Below are 16,125 nucleotides of genomic sequence, written 5' to 3' on the forward strand. Positions count from 1 at the left end.
ACGATAATAAAAAAGAGGGATGGCGCCGAGCCATCCCTCTTTCGTTTCTATGGTGTTGTGAGTGACCCGTTTGCCGGTGGCGCTCAGCGCACCTTGAACGGCGTCAGCTCGGCCAAGGGGCTCGCGTCCATAAAGGCTTGCGGCTCCAGGCCATGTTTGAAGATCTTGAAGTCCTGACCGCGGGCGCTCCAGTACTCAACGGTGTCGCCGCTGATCTGAAGCAGGCTCGCTTCGCGCAGGGCCACCACGTATTCGCTCTGGTTGATGGCGCAGAATTCGGCCAGACGCTCGTCGCGGGTCTCGCCCATGTGGCCGCTGATGCTGGCGTCCAGATAGTGGGGGTTGATCTGCAGCGGGAACAGGCCCAACGCAGGCAGCACGGCGGCGTTGCAGACCGGCATGTCGTTGGTGGTGCGGATGCTCGGGGTCGCCACGTTGCAACCGGCGCTCCAGCCCACATAGGGGACGCCACGTTCGCGCACGGCACGCTGGATCGGCACGATCAGGCCATTTTCATGCAGCAGCTGATTCAGGCGCCAGGTGTTGCCACCGCTGATAAAGATGGCGTCGGCCTGGTTGATGGCATCGACCGGATCATCGAAGTGGTGAATGCTGATGGTCTCGATCCCGAGGCTCTCGGTGAGATCGTTGGCGCGGGCATCCCAGTCGCTGCGGATCACCGCATAGGGGATCAGCAGAATGCGCTTGACCGGTTTGCGGGCCAGCAGGCTCTGCACCCGGTCGCGGGCCCAGCCGAGCAGACCCGGAAATTCGTTGGCTTTACCATTGCTAAGCAGAAGCAGTTCCATCAATACGTCCTCAAAAAGTGAAAGCGGAGGAGGGAGGGCCACCGGATCCGCGCTGCGGCCGGATGGCAAGAGGAGGCATGCTACCACCATTGGCGCGGCGGTTCTGTGATCGGGGGGTCCATTCAACGGCTATGGATGGATAACTCAATGCCAAGCGGTGGATTAATGAACCGTGGTTAACTCGTCACCCATCGCCAATAAAAGACCCCGCCGCAGCGGGGTCATGTCAGGGGTAAAGCAACTTGCCCATCAGGAGGCGGTCGCTTCCACCACCTTGTAGGAGGGCTGCTGACGCAGCTTCCACAGCTCGCTCCATTTGCGCAGGGCAGAGAGCAGGATCAGCATCCCCAGCACCAGCATGATGAGGGAGATGATGCCGTTCATCGGGTTGTAACCCTTGGCCGCCGCGTTGAAGTAGACGTTGCTCATCATCCAGTAACCGGCGTAGTTGACGGTGACGAACAGGTAGGCCAGCGGAATGAGGCAGGTCAGCATGTAGCGGCGCTTGCTGGCCAGTCGCAAGATGATGGTGGCACCGATAATCAGGCCCACCGAGGCCATCAGCTGGTTCGATACCCCGAACAGCGCCCACACCGAGCCGATATCGCCGGACATCAGCAGATAACCCCACATCACGCAGGCGAGCACGCTGGCGCCGATGGCGCCCGGCATCCAGTCGATGCGCTTGAGGGGCGGGTAGAACTCGCCGAAGAAGTCCTGAATGAGGTAGCGGGAGACCCGGGTGCCGGAGTCAACGGCAGTCAGGATAAAGACCGCTTCGAACATCACCACGAACTGGAAGAAGTAGGAGGCGAGGTTACTGAACCAGGGCACCTTGGTGAAGATGTAGGACATGCCTACCGCCAGGGTGACGGCACCGCCGGTGCGACCGTTCAGATCCATGCCGATCTCCTGGGAGAGGAAGGGCAAGTCCACCACCTGCATCCCCAGCTTGGCGAAGGCTTCCGGGGTGGCGTTGATGGCGAAGTAGTCGGCCGGGTGCAGGGCAGTGGCGGCGATCAGCGCCATCACGCCCACCACGCACTCGGCCAGCATGGCACCGAAGGCAACCGGCAGAATGTCGTTCCACTTGTCCACCAGTTTCGGGGTGGTACCGGATCCGATAAAGGCGTGGAAGCCGGAGATGGCGCCACAGGCGATGGTGATGGAGATAAAGGGCCAGACCGGACCGCCCAGTACCGGGCCGCCGCCGTGGACAAACTGGGTCATGGCGGGGAACTGGATCTCCGGGTTGATGCAGATCACGCCGATCACCAGCGCGCCAAACACGCCGATCTTCATAAAGCTGGAGATGTAGCCGCGCGGGGTGAGCAGCAGCCAGACCGGCAACGCGGTGGCGAAGAAGGCGTAGATGGGCAGCGCCAGACTGATGGTCTCGGCACGCAGGGTCAGCCAGGCACCGAAGGCGCTCTCCTGCACATAGGGGCCGAAGAAGACACAGGCCAGCACGGCGGCAAACCCGACCCAGGAGGCGGCTTGCAGGTTGCCGGTCAGCTTGTGCCAAATTCCCACCACCATGGAGATGGGGATGGTCATGAAGACGGCGAACACGCCCCAGGCGTTACGCTCCAGCGCGTGCACCACCACCATGGAGAGACCCGCCATGGTGATGGTGATGATGAACAGCATCGCCAGGCCCGTGCACCAGCCGGCGATGGGACCGAGTTCGGCCTTGGCCACCTCGGAGAGGGACTTGCCCTGATGCTTCATGGAGGCGAACAGCACGACTGTGTCGTGCACCGCGCCGCCGATGACGCAGCCGATCAGCAGCCAGAGAAAGCTCGGCAGGTAGCCGTACTGGGCCGCCAGAACCGGGCCAACCAGCGGGCCGGCGGCGGCGATGGCGGCAAAGTGTTGACCGAAGTTGACCCACTTGTTGGTCGGCACATAGTTTTTGCCATCTTCCAATTGGTGGGAGGGGGTGACCAGTTTGTCGTCAGCCTGCAGCACCTTGCGCACAAAGAACACGCCGTAGAGGCGATATGCGATGGCGAGGATGCAGAGGGCCGCAATGACAAAAGTGATTGCGTGTTGCATGGGGGAGTTTCCTTTTCCTGTGGCCAGTCTGGCCGGGCTCAGGCTGCACTCTACTCATGCGGTGGGGAAAGGGGAGCGAAGAAAAGGTCAGTGGCCGGGTTCTGCCCGCGAGTGGCAGAAAAGCGGCCCCGAGTGGTTTGGCGGGAGTGCCGACGGCCGTGGTAAGCGGGTGAGTGGTCGCTGGCAGGGCGGGAGCGGGGTGAGGCGTCCCGCCCCATCAGGGAATCTCGAGCAGCTCCTTGAGCGGTTTGAGGTAGCGGCGGCTCACCGGCACCTTGTGGCCGCCCTGGGTCACCACCTCAGCCAAGCCTCCGTCCAGCAACAGGATTTCGCGGATCTGGCCCGGGTTGAGCAGGTATTGGCGGTGGCAGCGAACGAAGCCAGTCTTCTCTTCCAGAGTGCGCAGGGTCAGTTCGGTGGTGCCCTGCTGCTGGCCGCTGATCACCCGGTTGCCGGTGAGATCGCTGTGGATGAACTCCACCTCGCCAAGGGGCAACAGCAGAATGCGGTTGTGACCGGTGCAGGGGATGCTGCGCAGGGGCTGGGCGATGCGGGACGGATCCGGCAGCGGCTGGCCCGCCAGTTCACCTTTTGGCGAAAGCAGCCGGTTGATGCGCTCCAGCGCCCGGTTCATCCGCTCTGCCGTGACCGGTTTGAGCAGGTAGTCGAGGGCGTTCTCCTCGAACGCGCGCAGGGCAAACTCGTCGTAGGCGGTGATGAAGACGATGTGGGGGCGCAAGTCCGGGTCCAGCATGCTCACCAGCTCCAGCCCGTTGATGCGCGGCATCTGGATGTCGAGAAACAGCAGGTCGGGTTTGAGGCGATGGATGGCGGGCAGCGCCTCCATGGCGTGGGCGCACTCTCCCAGCAGGCGAATATTGCCCGCCTGTTCCAGCAACAGGCGCAGCTCCTCGCGGGCGAGGGGTTCATCGTCAACGATCAGGGCGGTTAGCATGGGCTCTCCTGCAGGGGAAGGGTGATCCTCACCCGGGTTGATTGATGGGGGACGCAGTCGATGACGACCCCGTACTCGGCGCCGTAACGGGCCTTGATGCGCCGATCCACGATATGCATGCCAAGGCCGCTCCCCTCCTGTTTCGTCTGATAGAGCCCGGCGTTGTCGCACACCTCCAGCACCACCCGCTGGGCCTCAACCCGGGCGGTCAGGGTCAGCAGGCCGGGCTCGAACATCTGGGAGATGCCGTGCTTGACCGCGTTCTCGACGATGGGTTGCAGGGAGAAGGTGGGCAGCCGGTACTCCAGCAGCGACTCGGGAATATGGATCTGCACGCTCAGATGCTCGGCGAAGCGGGCCTGTTCGATGTGCAGATAGGCGTTCACATGCTCCAGCTCGTCGGCCAGGGTCACCTCGTCCCCTTGGCGCTTGAGGTTCTTGCGAAAGAAGGTGGAGAGGTGGTGCACCAGGGTGCGGGCGCTCTCGGGATCGCGCCGGATCACCGCCGACAGGGTATTGAGGGCGTTGAACAGGAAGTGCGGATTGATCTGCGCCTGCAACAGCTTGATCTCCGACTGGGCCAGCAGTCGCTTCTGTTCGTTGTATTTGCCCGCCAGGATCTGGCCGGAGAGCAGCCGGGCGATCCCCTCTCCCAGCGTGCGGTTGATGGAGGAGAAGAACTTGCGCTTGGGCTCGTAGAGCTTGATGGTGCCCACCACGGATCCCTCTTCCCCCCGCAGCGGAATGACCAGCGAGGAGCCGAGCTTGCAGCCGGGGTGGATGGTGCAGCTGTAGGGGATGAGGTTGCCGTCGGCATAGACCACCTCGTTGTGCTGGATCGCCTTGAAGGTGTGCCGGGAGTTGATGGCGGTGCCCGGCAGGTGGTGATCCTCGCCGATGCCGATGAAGGCGAGCAGTTTCTCCCGATCGGTGATGGCCACGGCACCCACCCCGGTCTCCTCGTAGAGAATGCGCGCCATCTGCTGGCACGCCTCCTGAGTGAAGCCCTTGTCCAGCACCCGCATCGCCCGCTCGGCGATCTTGAGAGCGCGGGCGGAGAAGGCGACCGAGTACTTCTCCAGCATGGCGCGGTGATCGAGGATCATCCGCATGAACATGGCGGCCCCCAGGGTATTGGCCACCAGCATGGGGGCGATGATGTTCTCGATAAGGTGGATGGCGTCATCGAGGGGGCGGGCCACCAGCAGGATGATCCCCATCTGCATCAGCTCGGCAACCAGGGCCACCGAGCCCACCACCCAGGGGCTGAACAGCAGATCGAGCCGGTGGCGGGCGACGAAGTGGCGGTGCACCAGCCCGCCGAGCAGCCCCTCGGCGATGGTGGAAAAGGTACAGGCGAGCGCGGTGAAGCCTCCCAGCGAATAGCGGTGGATGCCGCCGGTCAGCCCCACCAGCAGTCCCACGGCCGGGCCGCCGACGATGCCCCCCAGAACGGCGCCGATGGCGTGGGTATTGGCGATGGAGTCCTCGACCCTCAGGCCAAAGTAGGTGCCCATGACGCAGAAGCCGGAGAAGATGAGGTAGCAGAGGATCTTGTGGGGCCAGCTCAGGGTCACCTGAGTCAGCGGCATGAACAGCGGCGTCTTGGAGAGCAGCCAGGCGATCACCAGATAGACGCAGAGCTGCTGGAACAGCGAGATCACCAGAGTGAATTGTTCAAACGCCACGGCTCGTTGCCCCGGTAATGGTTGGTCATTTAATGGACGCGGAGTATTAGCAAACCCCATACCCCCTTGCAAGGCAGGGTTATCGGAATGGTGGCGCAGCGCACGATTTGCCGAATCGTCTGCCGCCGTGGCGGGCGGTAACTGTCTGGTTACTCAGCATGGCACTTGAGCCAGCGGCAGACGCGGCGATATTGCGGCAACAAAAAGGGGGCCAAGAGGCCCCCGAATTGACGGTCAGTGGGTGGCTCAATCGAGTTTGAGATCGACCCAGACCATGCGGTGATCCGAGCTGACTCCCTTGGCGATGCCGAGTTTCGCATCATAGACCAGGTGATAACCTGCCTCGAAGCTGGCAGGCCAGAAGACGCCGCTCTTGACCGCGTTGAGGTTGGCAGAGGGGATGACGTGATCCAGCTGCAGTACGCTGCTGTTGGTGATCCGCTCCGGGTTGGGTCGATCAAGGTTGCGCTTGCAGTCGGCCCCCTTGCTGACGCACTCCGGGCCCCCTTCGCTGACCGGGATCAGGGTGCCATTGGTGATGGCCTGATTCATCAGGGCATTGTCCAGCAGCGCCTGAATGGCGCTCAGGTCGCCGTCGCCGGTTTGCGGATCGGCGTTGAGATCCCCGGCGATAACGAACTTGGCGTTTTTGGCCAGCCCACCCTTGGTGCCCTTGTCATCGGTCATGTAGTTGAGACCCTTGACGTAGTCGTTCCAGAAGGCGATCTCGGCACGGTTGTGCTTGACGGTATGGCGTGCCGCGTTGGCAAAGATGGGCGGGGTCGGGTGGGAGATCAGGAAGTGGATCACCTCTTCACCCTTCTCGGTCTTGATCAGCACCGGCACATCGGCGTGATTCTTGGAGGAGAGCGGGTACTGCTGCCAGGCTGCATCTGAATACCAGGCATCGCCACACTGGCGGCTGGCCGGGATACTCGCCTTGCAATCATCAATGATGGGGTTCTGCTCGCCCGGCATATCCTTCCACTTGAACGTTTGGAAGGTACGGATCTGCTTGGTGTCGATAGGATATTTGGACATCACCGCAAAGGCGTACTGGCCGTGGTAGTTACCAAAGCCCCAGGCATCGTCGGGGCCGTTGTTGATATTGCCATCCAGATTGAGGTCATAACCGCTCATCAGGCCGGTGTTGGTGGCGAAGTTCTGCATCACCGGATAGCTGATGGACGTCACCTCCGCGTGCTGGGCGTGGGCCAGATAGTTGTCGTTGAAGGCTTTCAGATCGGCGGTGCTCTCGCCTTTGCCGTCGTTGTCGAACTCGTTGAACAGGAACACATCCGGGCGGGTGCGCTGGATGATCTCCGCCACGTTGCGGATCTGCTGTACGTTCTTGGCTTTGGTTTCCGTGGTGCCGCTCAGGCTCCCTTCGGCGAGGCGGGCCAGCAGGGCATCCTGCTCGGTGCGGGTCAGTGCCAGCTCACCGGTCAGCATACCGGCGGCAGTGCGGTCAAAAGAGAGGTTGAAGGTGGCAAAACGAACCATGGGATCAGCTGCCTTTGAGTCGTTGTCGCTGTTGCAGCCAGCCAGCATCCCGAGGGAGATGGCGGCAGCCAGTAGGGTCTTGTTGATATTTTTCATTGTAATTGTTCCGTAGCATCAATGAGTTATGCCTTCTGTGAGGCGGCGCCATTATAAGTAGACGGCGATGCTGCGGGGGTTTTGCCTGAGTAAAGTGTGAGGATATTCACACCACATATCTGGCGATGATGAATTTTAATGCAGTTTGCGGGGCGGGACGCAGGCAAATAGACGCAGGCAAATGAAAGCGTTTGTCTTCGCGTCTGGCGGCCCCTCCTTCACACCACCATCGGCAGGCCGCTCTCGGGGTGGTGGATAACCTGCGCCGGATAGTCATAGAGACGGGCAATCAGCTCAGGGGTCAGCACCTCGGCAGGTGTCCCATCGGCCATCAGTTTGCCCCGCTCCAGCATCACCAGCCGATCGGCATAACGCGCCGCCAGATTGAGGTCGTGCAGCACCACCAGCACCGCAGTATTGCGGCTGGCGAGGGCGCGCGCCATGGTGAGCAGCTGATGCTGGTATTTCAGATCCAGCGCCGAGGTGGGCTCGTCGAGCAGCAGCAGGCGCGGTTGCTCGGCCTGCTCGGTCAGGGAGGGAGCCTGCCAGATCTGTGCCAGCACCCGGGCAAACTGCACCCGCTGCCGCTCGCCACCAGAGAGCCCAGGATAGAGTCGTTTGGCCAGATGCTCGACCCCGGCATGGGTCATGGCCGCCGCCACTATCTCGTCACGTCGGGCTGCCGGTTCACTGTGGGGCAAGCGCCCCATGGCCACCACCTCTTCGCAGAGAAAGGGGAAGTTGAGCGAGGAGCTTTGCGGCAATACCCCGAGCCGGTGGGCCAACTGGCCGCTGTCCCACTGCTGGCGATCCGCGCCAAACAGGGTGATGGAACCCTCATATTCCAGCTCGCCGGTCAGGCACTTGAGCAGCGAGCTCTTGCCCGCCCCGTTGGGGCCGAGCAGGGCGGTGAGGGTGCCGCTCTCGAGATTGAGATCGAGCCCATCCAGGATCTGGCGCTGGCCACGGCGCAGGCTGAGCCGGCTGCAGCTCAACAGGGGGGCGGAGAGTGAGGATGAGAAGAGTGGTTGCATAACAGTCCGTATCACAGGGCGCGGCGGCCTTTTACCAGCAGCCAGATGAAGAAGGGGGCGCCGAGCAGGGCAGTGATGATGCCCACCGGCAGCTCGGCCGGGGCCAGCAGGGTGCGCGCCAGCATGTCGGCCGCCAGCAGCAGGGCAGCGCCAAGCAGGGCCGAGAGCGGCAGCAACCTGACGTGGTTGGGGCCCGCCAGCAGGCGCACCAGATGGGGCACTACCAGCCCGACGAAGCCGATCATCCCCGATACCGCCACCGCCACCCCGACGCCCGCTGCGGTGAGCAGAATGAGGCGACGTTTGAGGGATTGCACATTGACCCCCAGATGACGGGCCTCCCCTTCACCCAGTAGCAGGGCGTTGAGGGGATTGGCATCGCGCATAAAGAGCCACAGCAGGGCCGCCAGGGTGAGCAGGGCCAGCGCCACATCGGCGGGTTTGCCTGCCGCCAGCGTTCCCATCTGCCACAGGCTCAGGTTGCGCAGCATCTGATCGTCGGCCAGATAGGTGAGCAGGCCGATCACCGCGCCGGAGAGCGCGGTGATGGCGACCCCGGCCAGCAGCATGACGGTGACCGAGGTGCCCCCCTCACGGGTGCCGAGCAGATAGACCAGAGTGGTGGTGAGCGCGCCGCCGAGAAAAGCGAGCAGCGGCAGCAGGCCAACTCCGATGGTAGCTTGCAACTGCTGGCCGAGGGGGGCCAGCAGCACGATGGCGAGCGCCGCACCGAGCGCCGCGCCGCCGGAGACCCCGATGATGCCAGGGTCAGCCAGTGGGTTGCGAAACAGTCCCTGCATCACGGCGCCACAGAGCCCGAGGATCCCGCCCACTGCGATGCAGAGCAGGGTACGTGGCAGGCGGATTTCCTGCACGATCAGCAGCTTGTGTGACTCAATCCCGCTCTCCTGCCCGGCAAACAGCGCCCGCAGACTCTCGCCCAGAGTGAGCGTCATGGGGCCGGTTGCCAGCGAACCGAGCAGCAACAGCGCCAGTGCGGCCGTGGTGAAGGCCAGCAGCCAGGAGAGGGGCAAGCGCATCATGACCCCTGCTTGATCCACTGGGCGATCTGGTTCGCCTGTTGCAGTGAGTTGAGGCTCAGGCCCCCTTGCAGGGCGTGACCGTCGATGGCGTGAATGGCATTGCGCTTGCCAGCCGGGGTAGCGGCCAGTGCGGGTACTTCTGCCAGCACCTTGGCCGGATCGGCATATTGCTGCCAGTCACGACCGCTGACCAGCACCAGATCGGGCTGCATCTCGATGAGGGATTCGGCGGATACCGGCTTGTAGTTGCGCAATTCGGCGACCGGATTGATGCCACCTGCCAGCGAGACAAGCGCACTGGCGGTGGTGTCCCCCCCGGCGATGCTGGTGGGTTGCCCCTTGTGCAGCAGCAGGAAGGCGACCTTGAGCGGTTTGTTCTGTTTCGCTTGCGCCGCCAGCTGATCGGTCTGGGCCTGGATCTCTGCCTTCAGGCGATCGCCAGCCGCTTTGTCGCCCAGCAGGCTGGCGAGGGTATCGATACGCTGGTTGAGGTTGGCGAGGGTCGGCGCGGTAGCCAGCACCTCCACCTTGACCCCGGCACGGCGCAGCTGATCCAGGGTCGGGGCCGGGCCCATCTCGTCGCTTCCCACCAGTCGGGTGGGGGAGAGGCTCAGGATCCCTTCGGCGGCCAGTGCCCGGTGATAGCCCACCTTGGGCAGCCCTTTTGGCAAGGGGCTGCTGACATCGGTGGCGATCAGGCTCGATTCACCACCAAGGGCCAGAATGAGTTCTGTGGTGGCCGGGCCGATACTGACGATACGCTCTTGCTGTCCGTCGGCGGCAACGGCAGAGAAGGGGGACAGTGAACTGCAGAGCAGGGTGATGGCGAGGGCAAGACGACGGCCCATGCTAACCTCCGAAGGGGTGAATGAAACGGGTGTGCCGCCGAGAATATCAAGGCTTTGAAAAAAATGCACTGATAATGATAGCAATTATCAATTGCATTGGTTTCGGTGCTTTATTAGAGTAGCCGCCATGATAAACAGCGGGACGACACGGTCTCGCAGAGGGAGAAAACATGAGCATTGCACAACGCATTCACGCGCTGCTGGAGCAGGATCCCGGCGCTCATCCGTCTACTCTGGCAACCCAGCTCGCCATCAGCGAATGGGAGGTGGTTCGCCATCTGCCCGCCGAGCTGGTGACCCTGTTGCCCGCCGATCGGGCGCAGGGTCTGCTGGAAGATCTGGCCGACTGGGGCCCGGTGACCACCATCGTCGAATCAGAAGGTTCCATCTTCGAGGTAAAAGCTCCCTTCCCGAAAGGCAAGGACGCACGCGGTTACTACAACCTGATGGGCCGCGACGGTGAGCTGCATGGTCACCTCAAGCTCGACAACGTGGCGGGGATTGCGCTGGTCAGCAAGCTGTTCATGGGCAAGGAGGGGCACTCCTTCCAGTTCTTCGGTCACTCCGGCCGCTGCATGTTCAAGGTCTATCTGGGGCGCGACGAGAAACGCCAGCTGCTGGCCGATCAGGTCACCCGTTTCATGGCGCTGCGCCACAACTCTCAAGAGGAAGTCAAAGCATGAGTGAACGTCAGGAGCGTCTGCAGAACCGCCTGCAACCGGAGATCCGCGAGTTTCGCGACAGCTGCCGCACCCTGCAGCTCGCCACCGTCGATGGCGAAGGCAATCCCAACGCCAGCTATGCCCCGTTCGTGCTGCAGGAAGATGGCTACTATGTGCTGATCTCCGAGATCGCCCGCCACGCCCGCAACTTGCAACAGGTGCCGCGAGTATCCCTGATGCTGATCGAGGATGAGAGCGGTGCCCGTGAGCTGTTTGCCCGCAAGCGCTTGACCTTCGATGCGGTGGCTGAAGTAGTGGCCCGTGACGATGCGCGCTGGAGCAAGGCGGTGGCGGCACTGGAAGGTCGTTTTGGCGAGATCATCAAGGGACTCTCCAACCTCAAGGATTTCAAACTGTTCCGCCTCAAGCCGGAGCAGGGGCTGTTCGTCAAGGGTTTCGGCCAGGCGTTCGCGGTCTCCGGTGACGAGCTGGTGGATTTCGTCCATCTGGTGGAAGGGCACAAGCGCATCGACACCGGTGCCGAGCTCACCAGCCCGGCCGATGCGCCGGTCTGACGATCCCTGTCGACCACGACAGCAGCCATAACAAAACGGGCAGCCACTGGGCTGCCCGTTTTTATTGCGTTATCTCATTCGGCCTGTTCAATCCTGCCAGGAGGCCTTGTTGGGAAAGGCGCGACGATCGGCATCGGTGGCCGTTTCGTTGCACTCTCCCCGCACCTTCCAGGAGGTCTGGCTCAGCACTATGTAGCCCTGGCGGCAATACTGCTTGGTCGCCAGGGTCTCGGTCAGCAGGTTCTCCTGTAATGCCTCCCGCTGTTCCAGCAGCCGCTGGCTCTGGGCCGCCGAGAGGCCGCGCGGCAAGGTGTCGTTGGGCGCGGCTTCAAAGGTGAACCGCTTGCTCCCCTCCTCGTTGATGTGGGTCAGAAACAGGGGTTCAGGCCCGTCATACTTCTGTCCGGGCAAGCTGGAGCAGGCCGACAGCAGGGGAACAATCAACAACAGGGTGGCAGACAACTGGCGCACGACAGACTCCGGTGAGAAACGAGGCGAGGCTCGCAGATTAGCACGGCTGCAGGGCGGGTGTTACTGCCAGCAGTTCGTCGGTGGTGAGCAGGGTGACACTGCGCCCCTCCGGCAGGCTGAGGTGGCGCCACATCCAGTGATGGTGCTCGATGATCTGGGGCGCGTTCAGGTGCGGGCGGTCGGCGGTGGTGTGGCCATCGCTCAGCACCAGTACCTCGAAGCCATGAGAAGCGGCACTGCGCACCGTGGTGTCGACGCAAAAATCGGTGGCACAGCCACAGAGAATGAGCCGATCGACCGGTTGCTCGGCCAGCAGGAAGGCGAGCTCGGTGTCGAGAAAGCTGTCACAGGCCGTCTTGCGTACCCGGCTCTCTCCCTTGGCCGGTTGCAGCGCACTGTGCAACTGCCAACCCGGGGTGCCCGGTTCCAGTTCGGTGCCGGGGGGCGAGTCATGCTGGATATAGATGACCCGTCCCTGTTGCTGCCTGACATGGGCCGCCGCCCGGTTGATATTGGCCAGCATTTGTTCCTGGCGGTAACGGGGCTCGTTGAACAAGCCTTGCTGCACATCGATGATCAGTAACACATCCATTTTCTTACCCGCCGTTTCCTTGAAGATTAGGGTTGCAGCCACTGGCTGCAGTCACGACTGCGGGATTGATGCAGCGCGCCCATATCTTGCTTCATCTCGTCACTGTTTTGCCAGCGCTTAGGCAGCGGCATGATGGTTACCTGCACATCGGCTGCGCGATCTGCAACAGAGGTCTCATCTGTACGGGGCACCACCAGCGCCACCTTGAGTGCCGGATTGCGGCTGGCGATGCGACTGGCGAGCCCAAGCCCCCCCTCGACGTGGAAATTGCCGGCGATATGCATGATCTGCTGGCCCGGGTGCTTGGCGAGATAATCCACCATGCTCTCGGCCATGGTGTCGTCCCAGCTGGTCTGGGCGGCGAAGCGGCGGGCGTTGCTGTCGGCATCGCCGTGGTGCATGGAGGCCATAAATTTCTGGCGATAGGGATCATCCCCCAGCGTCAGTTGGCGGGCCAGCTGGCTGCGGCGCGACGCGGGCAACTTGTCGAGCCACTCAGCCCCCTCCTGACCGACACAGCTCACCAGCGGTTTGGGGGCGTTGGCGGCGATCACCGGCATCCGGTGTGCCTTGGCAAATTCCACCAGCGGGCGGTAGTCGCTCGGATAGTTGGGCCAGGCGTTGCCTTCGCGGATCAAGGCCGCTTCACCAATCTGGTCCGCCAGATAGGCATCCAGCGTCTCCTGATCGGCGCGGCTGAACTGCTCCATGGAGAGGGCCAATGGCCGACCGTGCTGCTGACCGGCGGTGTAGAGCCCGCTCAGCAGGCGCGATTGCAGCAGATGTACGGCGGGATGGCTGTGCAGCTCGCCCACCAGAATTATGTCAGCGTCGGCAATGCGCGCGATCGCCTGCTCCAGCGTCAGGTCTGCGGCGCCCTCGCTGCTCAGTCGGTAGTCATAGAGCGTCTGCAACTGTGATGACACGGTCGGCTGGGTGGGGGTGGCACAGGCTGCCAGCAGCAGCGGCAGGGCGAGCAGGGGAAGTCGTCTCATCATGGGATCTCACGGCAGATATGCCCGGATGCCGGTGCATCTCGGGGGGCTAACACAGAATAAGGGCAACACGTGGAGACAGTGTAAAACCAATTTGGTTCAAAACAAATGAGAATGATTTCGTTTATTGTTGATCTTTGTCGGGAGCTGGGTAATATGCGGCCTGTTTGATAACAGTTCTCAATAAGGATTCGCTGTGACCCATCATAACGCACTCTCTCTGGTTGCCCTCGCCGTGGCGGCCGGTCTCTCCTCCCAGGTCTTTGCTGCCACCCAGAAGGCGGATGAAGTCGTGGTCGTCAGCGGCTCACGGATGGAGCAAAAACTGGAAGATGTCTCCGGCCCCATCTCGGTGATCACCGCCAAGCAGATTGAAGAGCAGGTCGTCACCAATGTCGCCGACCTGTTCCGCTACGAACCTGGTGTGACTGTGCTCGGCGGTCAGGGGGATGCGCAGACCTTCGTCATCCGCGGCATGGGTGAAAACCGGGTCAAGGTGGTGCGCGACGGCGTGCGCCAAAACGATGCCTACAGCAAGGGTGGTGTCGGCCAGAGCTACTTTGATACCGACATGATCAAGCAGGTGGAAGTGGCCAAGGGGCCTGCGTCTGCGGCCTACGGCTCCGATGCGCTGGGTGGCGTGATTGCCATCACCACCAAGGATGCCAGCGACTTCCTCAAGGGCAAGGATAGCTATCTGGATGTGACCAGCGGTTACGCCTCCAGCAGCCACCAGAAGATGGCGGGCTTTACCGGCGCCCTGCGCACCGGCGAGGTGGAGAACCTGCTGCGCTACACCTGGCGTGATGGCGGGGTGACCCAGAATTACGACTCCAGCAAGAACGACTTCGACATTGGTACCCACGCCCTGCTGCTCAAGATCAAGTGGAACCTCTCCGATGAGCAGTTCCTCAAGCTGACCGTTGACTACCTGACCGATGGCGAGGAGCCGGATGCGGTCAAGCTCAACAAGGTGGGGACCGGCACTGCCCGCGTGTTCGATCAGCCCATCACCGACAAGCAGACCGACAACCTCTCGCTGGTGCTGGATCACGGTATCGCACTGAATCAAGGCTGGGCCGATCGGATGGATACCAAGGTCTACTTCGGTCGCACCAAGCAGACGCTGGATCAGTACGCCTCGTCCAAGTATCCGGTCAGCCCCGGCAACCCCTATGTGACCAAAAACTCGCTGGATCACAATGTGTTCGATCAGAAGAACATCGGCGCCCAGTTGCAGTTCCACAAGGCGGTCGCGAATCACCGTCTGGCCTGGGGCGCTGAATACGAGCATACCGACAACGAACGTACCCGTTACAAGGGGCCGACCACTCCCGGTGATTTTGTCGGCTACAACGAGCTGAGCTTCCCGGCGACCACCAGCGAACGCAGCGCCCTGTGGGCCTTTGACGAGATCAAGTTTGGCGAGCGCTGGGTGTTGACCCCGGGTGCCCGTTATGACTACTACCGGATGACCCCGGACAACGATCCCGCCTACACAGGCGATCAGCTGCACAAGTTCTCCGAAGGGGAGTTGTCACCCAAGCTGGGTCTGGTGTTCAAGGCGCACGAGGCGGCCAACCTGTTCGCCCAGTACAGCCACGGCTTCAAGGCCCCCATGTATGACAGCGCCTTCTCCACCCTGAACCATCAGGCTTACGGCTATCGCATCGAGCCCAACCCGAACCTCAATCCTGAGAGCAGCGACGGCATCGATCTCGGCGTGCGTGGTAACAGCCACGGCTTTAGCTACGAAGTGGCCAGCTTCTACAACAAGTTCGATGATTTCATCGAGATGGTGGAAGTGGGTCAACAAGGGCGCACCGCCGTCTACCAGTACCAGAACCTGAGCAAGGCGACTACCAAAGGGGTTGAGGCCAAGGCGGATTACTGGCTCAACGATATCGTCAATGTCTGGGGCAACCTCGCCTACATCGAGGGCAAGGATGGGGATGGTAACTACATCAACAGCCTGAGCCCGCTGAACGGCTCGGTCGGTGTGCGTCTGGAACAGTCCCAATGGAACTTCAACACCGCGCTGCGCTTTGCCGACGACATGGACAAGGTGCGCAAGGATGCCAAAGGCAACGAGTACGTGAAGAGCGCCGGTTGGGGTGTGGTGGATATGTACGCCCAGTTCAACCCGATGACCGACCTGCAGCTCAACGTCGGGGTATTCAACTTGTTTGACAAGGAGTACACCAGCTACGAGCGCATCGCCGGTCGTGCCGAGGGCTCCGATAACAGCCTGATGACCGAACCGGGCCGCAACCTGAGTGCACGGGTCAAATACGTATTCTAAAGAGCAAACAACAGACGCAGATGATCAAAGGGGCTTCGGCCCCTTTTTTGCGGCCGCCATGTTGTGACGATGGAGCAGGGCAGATGTTTGCCTAAAAAAAGAAACCCGCCATGGGCGGGTGGAAGGATTGCAACACTAACCAGGAGGAGGTGTTATCAGGTAGACCCCGCTTCTTCGGTAATGGTTCAATTTTATTGAAGTTTTTTCGTTTTCTTCGCGGGGTTTCCATCGGGATCTGTGGGGGCGGATGGGTTATCATTCTGCTCCCGTCATCTGGTTGCAGAGGATCTATGCCCGCGTTCTCCTGGTTAGCGCTCTTTTTCGGCGCCTTCTATTTTGTCTACGGCGCTTACTTGCCGTTCTGGTCGCTCTGGCTGGAGGGGGTGGGCGTCAGCGCCGAGATGATTGGTCTCCTGCTGGGACCTGATGGTGATGGGGCAGATCAAGGGGGCGGGCCATCTGCTACCGGTTACCCGATTGCTCTCCCTGCTCAG

At 61.8% G+C, this 16,125-nt stretch carries 14 protein-coding genes and 1 pseudogene; 4 read left to right on the top strand and 11 right to left on the bottom strand.

The genetic code is table 11. The features are described from left to right. Positions 1–83: 83 nt before the first annotated feature. The 8 genes from pepE to BN1115_RS19860 form a co-directional block, all read right to left on the bottom strand. Positions 84–809 carry a dipeptidase PepE gene (pepE, locus tag BN1115_RS19825; protein ID WP_042658515.1) on the bottom strand — a complete coding sequence of 242 codons (726 nt, stop codon included), beginning with the start codon at positions 807–809 and terminating at the stop codon, positions 84–86. Between the two features lie 249 nt (positions 810–1,058). After that, entirely contained in the window at positions 1,059–2,867 is a 1,809-nt protein-coding gene (locus BN1115_RS19830; RefSeq protein ID WP_033114626.1) for a carbon starvation CstA family protein, read from the bottom strand. A gap of 217 nt (positions 2,868–3,084) precedes the next feature. Continuing rightward, positions 3,085–3,822, bottom strand: coding sequence for a two-component system response regulator BtsR (gene btsR, locus BN1115_RS19835; protein ID WP_042658516.1), 738 nt, complete (start codon positions 3,820–3,822; stop codon positions 3,085–3,087). Then, positions 3,816–5,510, bottom strand: coding sequence for a sensor histidine kinase (locus BN1115_RS19840; protein WP_042658517.1), 1,695 nt, complete (start codon positions 5,508–5,510; stop codon positions 3,816–3,818). Before BN1115_RS19840 ends, btsR begins: the two co-directional genes overlap by 7 nt. A 246-nt stretch (positions 5,511–5,756) precedes the next feature. Then, positions 5,757–7,109 (bottom strand): endonuclease/exonuclease/phosphatase family protein, encoded by a 1,353-nt coding sequence (locus BN1115_RS19845; protein ID WP_042658518.1) that lies wholly within the window; start codon positions 7,107–7,109, stop codon positions 5,757–5,759. A 218-nt stretch (positions 7,110–7,327) separates the two neighbouring features. Further along, a complete protein-coding gene (locus BN1115_RS19850) occupies positions 7,328–8,143 on the bottom strand; it encodes a heme ABC transporter ATP-binding protein (RefSeq protein ID WP_042021725.1) in 816 nt (271 codons plus the stop codon). 11 nt (positions 8,144–8,154) lie between these two features. Then, positions 8,155–9,186, bottom strand: a complete 1,032-nt coding sequence (locus BN1115_RS19855) for a FecCD family ABC transporter permease (protein WP_005335261.1) — start codon at positions 9,184–9,186, stop codon at positions 8,155–8,157. Next, entirely contained in the window at positions 9,183–10,034 is an 852-nt protein-coding gene (locus BN1115_RS19860; protein WP_042658519.1) for a heme/hemin ABC transporter substrate-binding protein, read from the bottom strand. Before BN1115_RS19860 ends, BN1115_RS19855 begins: the two co-directional genes overlap by 4 nt. Positions 10,035–10,204: 170 nt before the next feature. On the opposite strand from BN1115_RS19860, the gene hutX reads away from it, so the two are divergent. Together hutX and hutZ are read left to right on the top strand one after the other, a co-directional pair. Further along, the gene (hutX, locus tag BN1115_RS19865; protein ID WP_042658520.1) at positions 10,205–10,717 is read left to right on the top strand and encodes a heme utilization cystosolic carrier protein HutX; all 513 of its coding nucleotides are present in this window, start codon (positions 10,205–10,207) and stop codon (positions 10,715–10,717) included. Continuing rightward, positions 10,714–11,271 carry a heme utilization protein HutZ gene (hutZ, locus tag BN1115_RS19870; protein WP_042658521.1) on the top strand — a complete coding sequence of 186 codons (558 nt, stop codon included), beginning with the start codon at positions 10,714–10,716 and terminating at the stop codon, positions 11,269–11,271. The genes hutX and hutZ overlap by 4 nt, the downstream gene beginning before the upstream one ends. Positions 11,272–11,358: 87 nt before the next feature. On the opposite strand, the gene BN1115_RS19875 is transcribed toward hutZ, so the two are convergent. From BN1115_RS19875 to BN1115_RS19885, 3 genes are read right to left on the bottom strand one after another with little or no spacing between them, the layout of a single operon-like run. Continuing rightward, entirely contained in the window at positions 11,359–11,742 is a 384-nt protein-coding gene (locus tag BN1115_RS19875; protein WP_042658522.1) for a hypothetical protein, read from the bottom strand. Positions 11,743–11,779: 37 nt separating this feature from the next. Further along, positions 11,780–12,334: a cysteine hydrolase family protein gene (locus BN1115_RS19880; RefSeq protein WP_042658523.1), complete on the bottom strand. Its 555-nt coding sequence runs from the start codon at positions 12,332–12,334 to the stop codon at positions 11,780–11,782. A 26-nt stretch (positions 12,335–12,360) separates the two neighbouring features. Then, complete coding sequence (locus tag BN1115_RS19885; RefSeq protein WP_042658524.1) at positions 12,361–13,332, bottom strand: ChaN family lipoprotein; 972 nt, start codon at positions 13,330–13,332, stop codon at positions 12,361–12,363. 193 nt (positions 13,333–13,525) lie between these two features. On the opposite strand from BN1115_RS19885, the gene BN1115_RS19890 reads away from it, so the two are divergent. Both BN1115_RS19890 and BN1115_RS22025 read left to right on the top strand, forming a co-directional pair. Continuing rightward, positions 13,526–15,631, top strand: a complete 2,106-nt coding sequence (locus tag BN1115_RS19890; RefSeq protein WP_042658525.1) for a TonB-dependent hemoglobin/transferrin/lactoferrin family receptor — start codon at positions 13,526–13,528, stop codon at positions 15,629–15,631. 290 nt (positions 15,632–15,921) lie between these two features. Then, a pseudogene (locus BN1115_RS22025) lies at positions 15,922–16,125 on the top strand (3-phenylpropionate MFS transporter); the annotation flags it as partial.

It is taken from the genome of Aeromonas allosaccharophila, assembly GCF_000819685.1.
In the GTDB taxonomy this organism is placed as follows: Bacteria; Pseudomonadota; Gammaproteobacteria; order Enterobacterales; family Aeromonadaceae; genus Aeromonas; species Aeromonas allosaccharophila.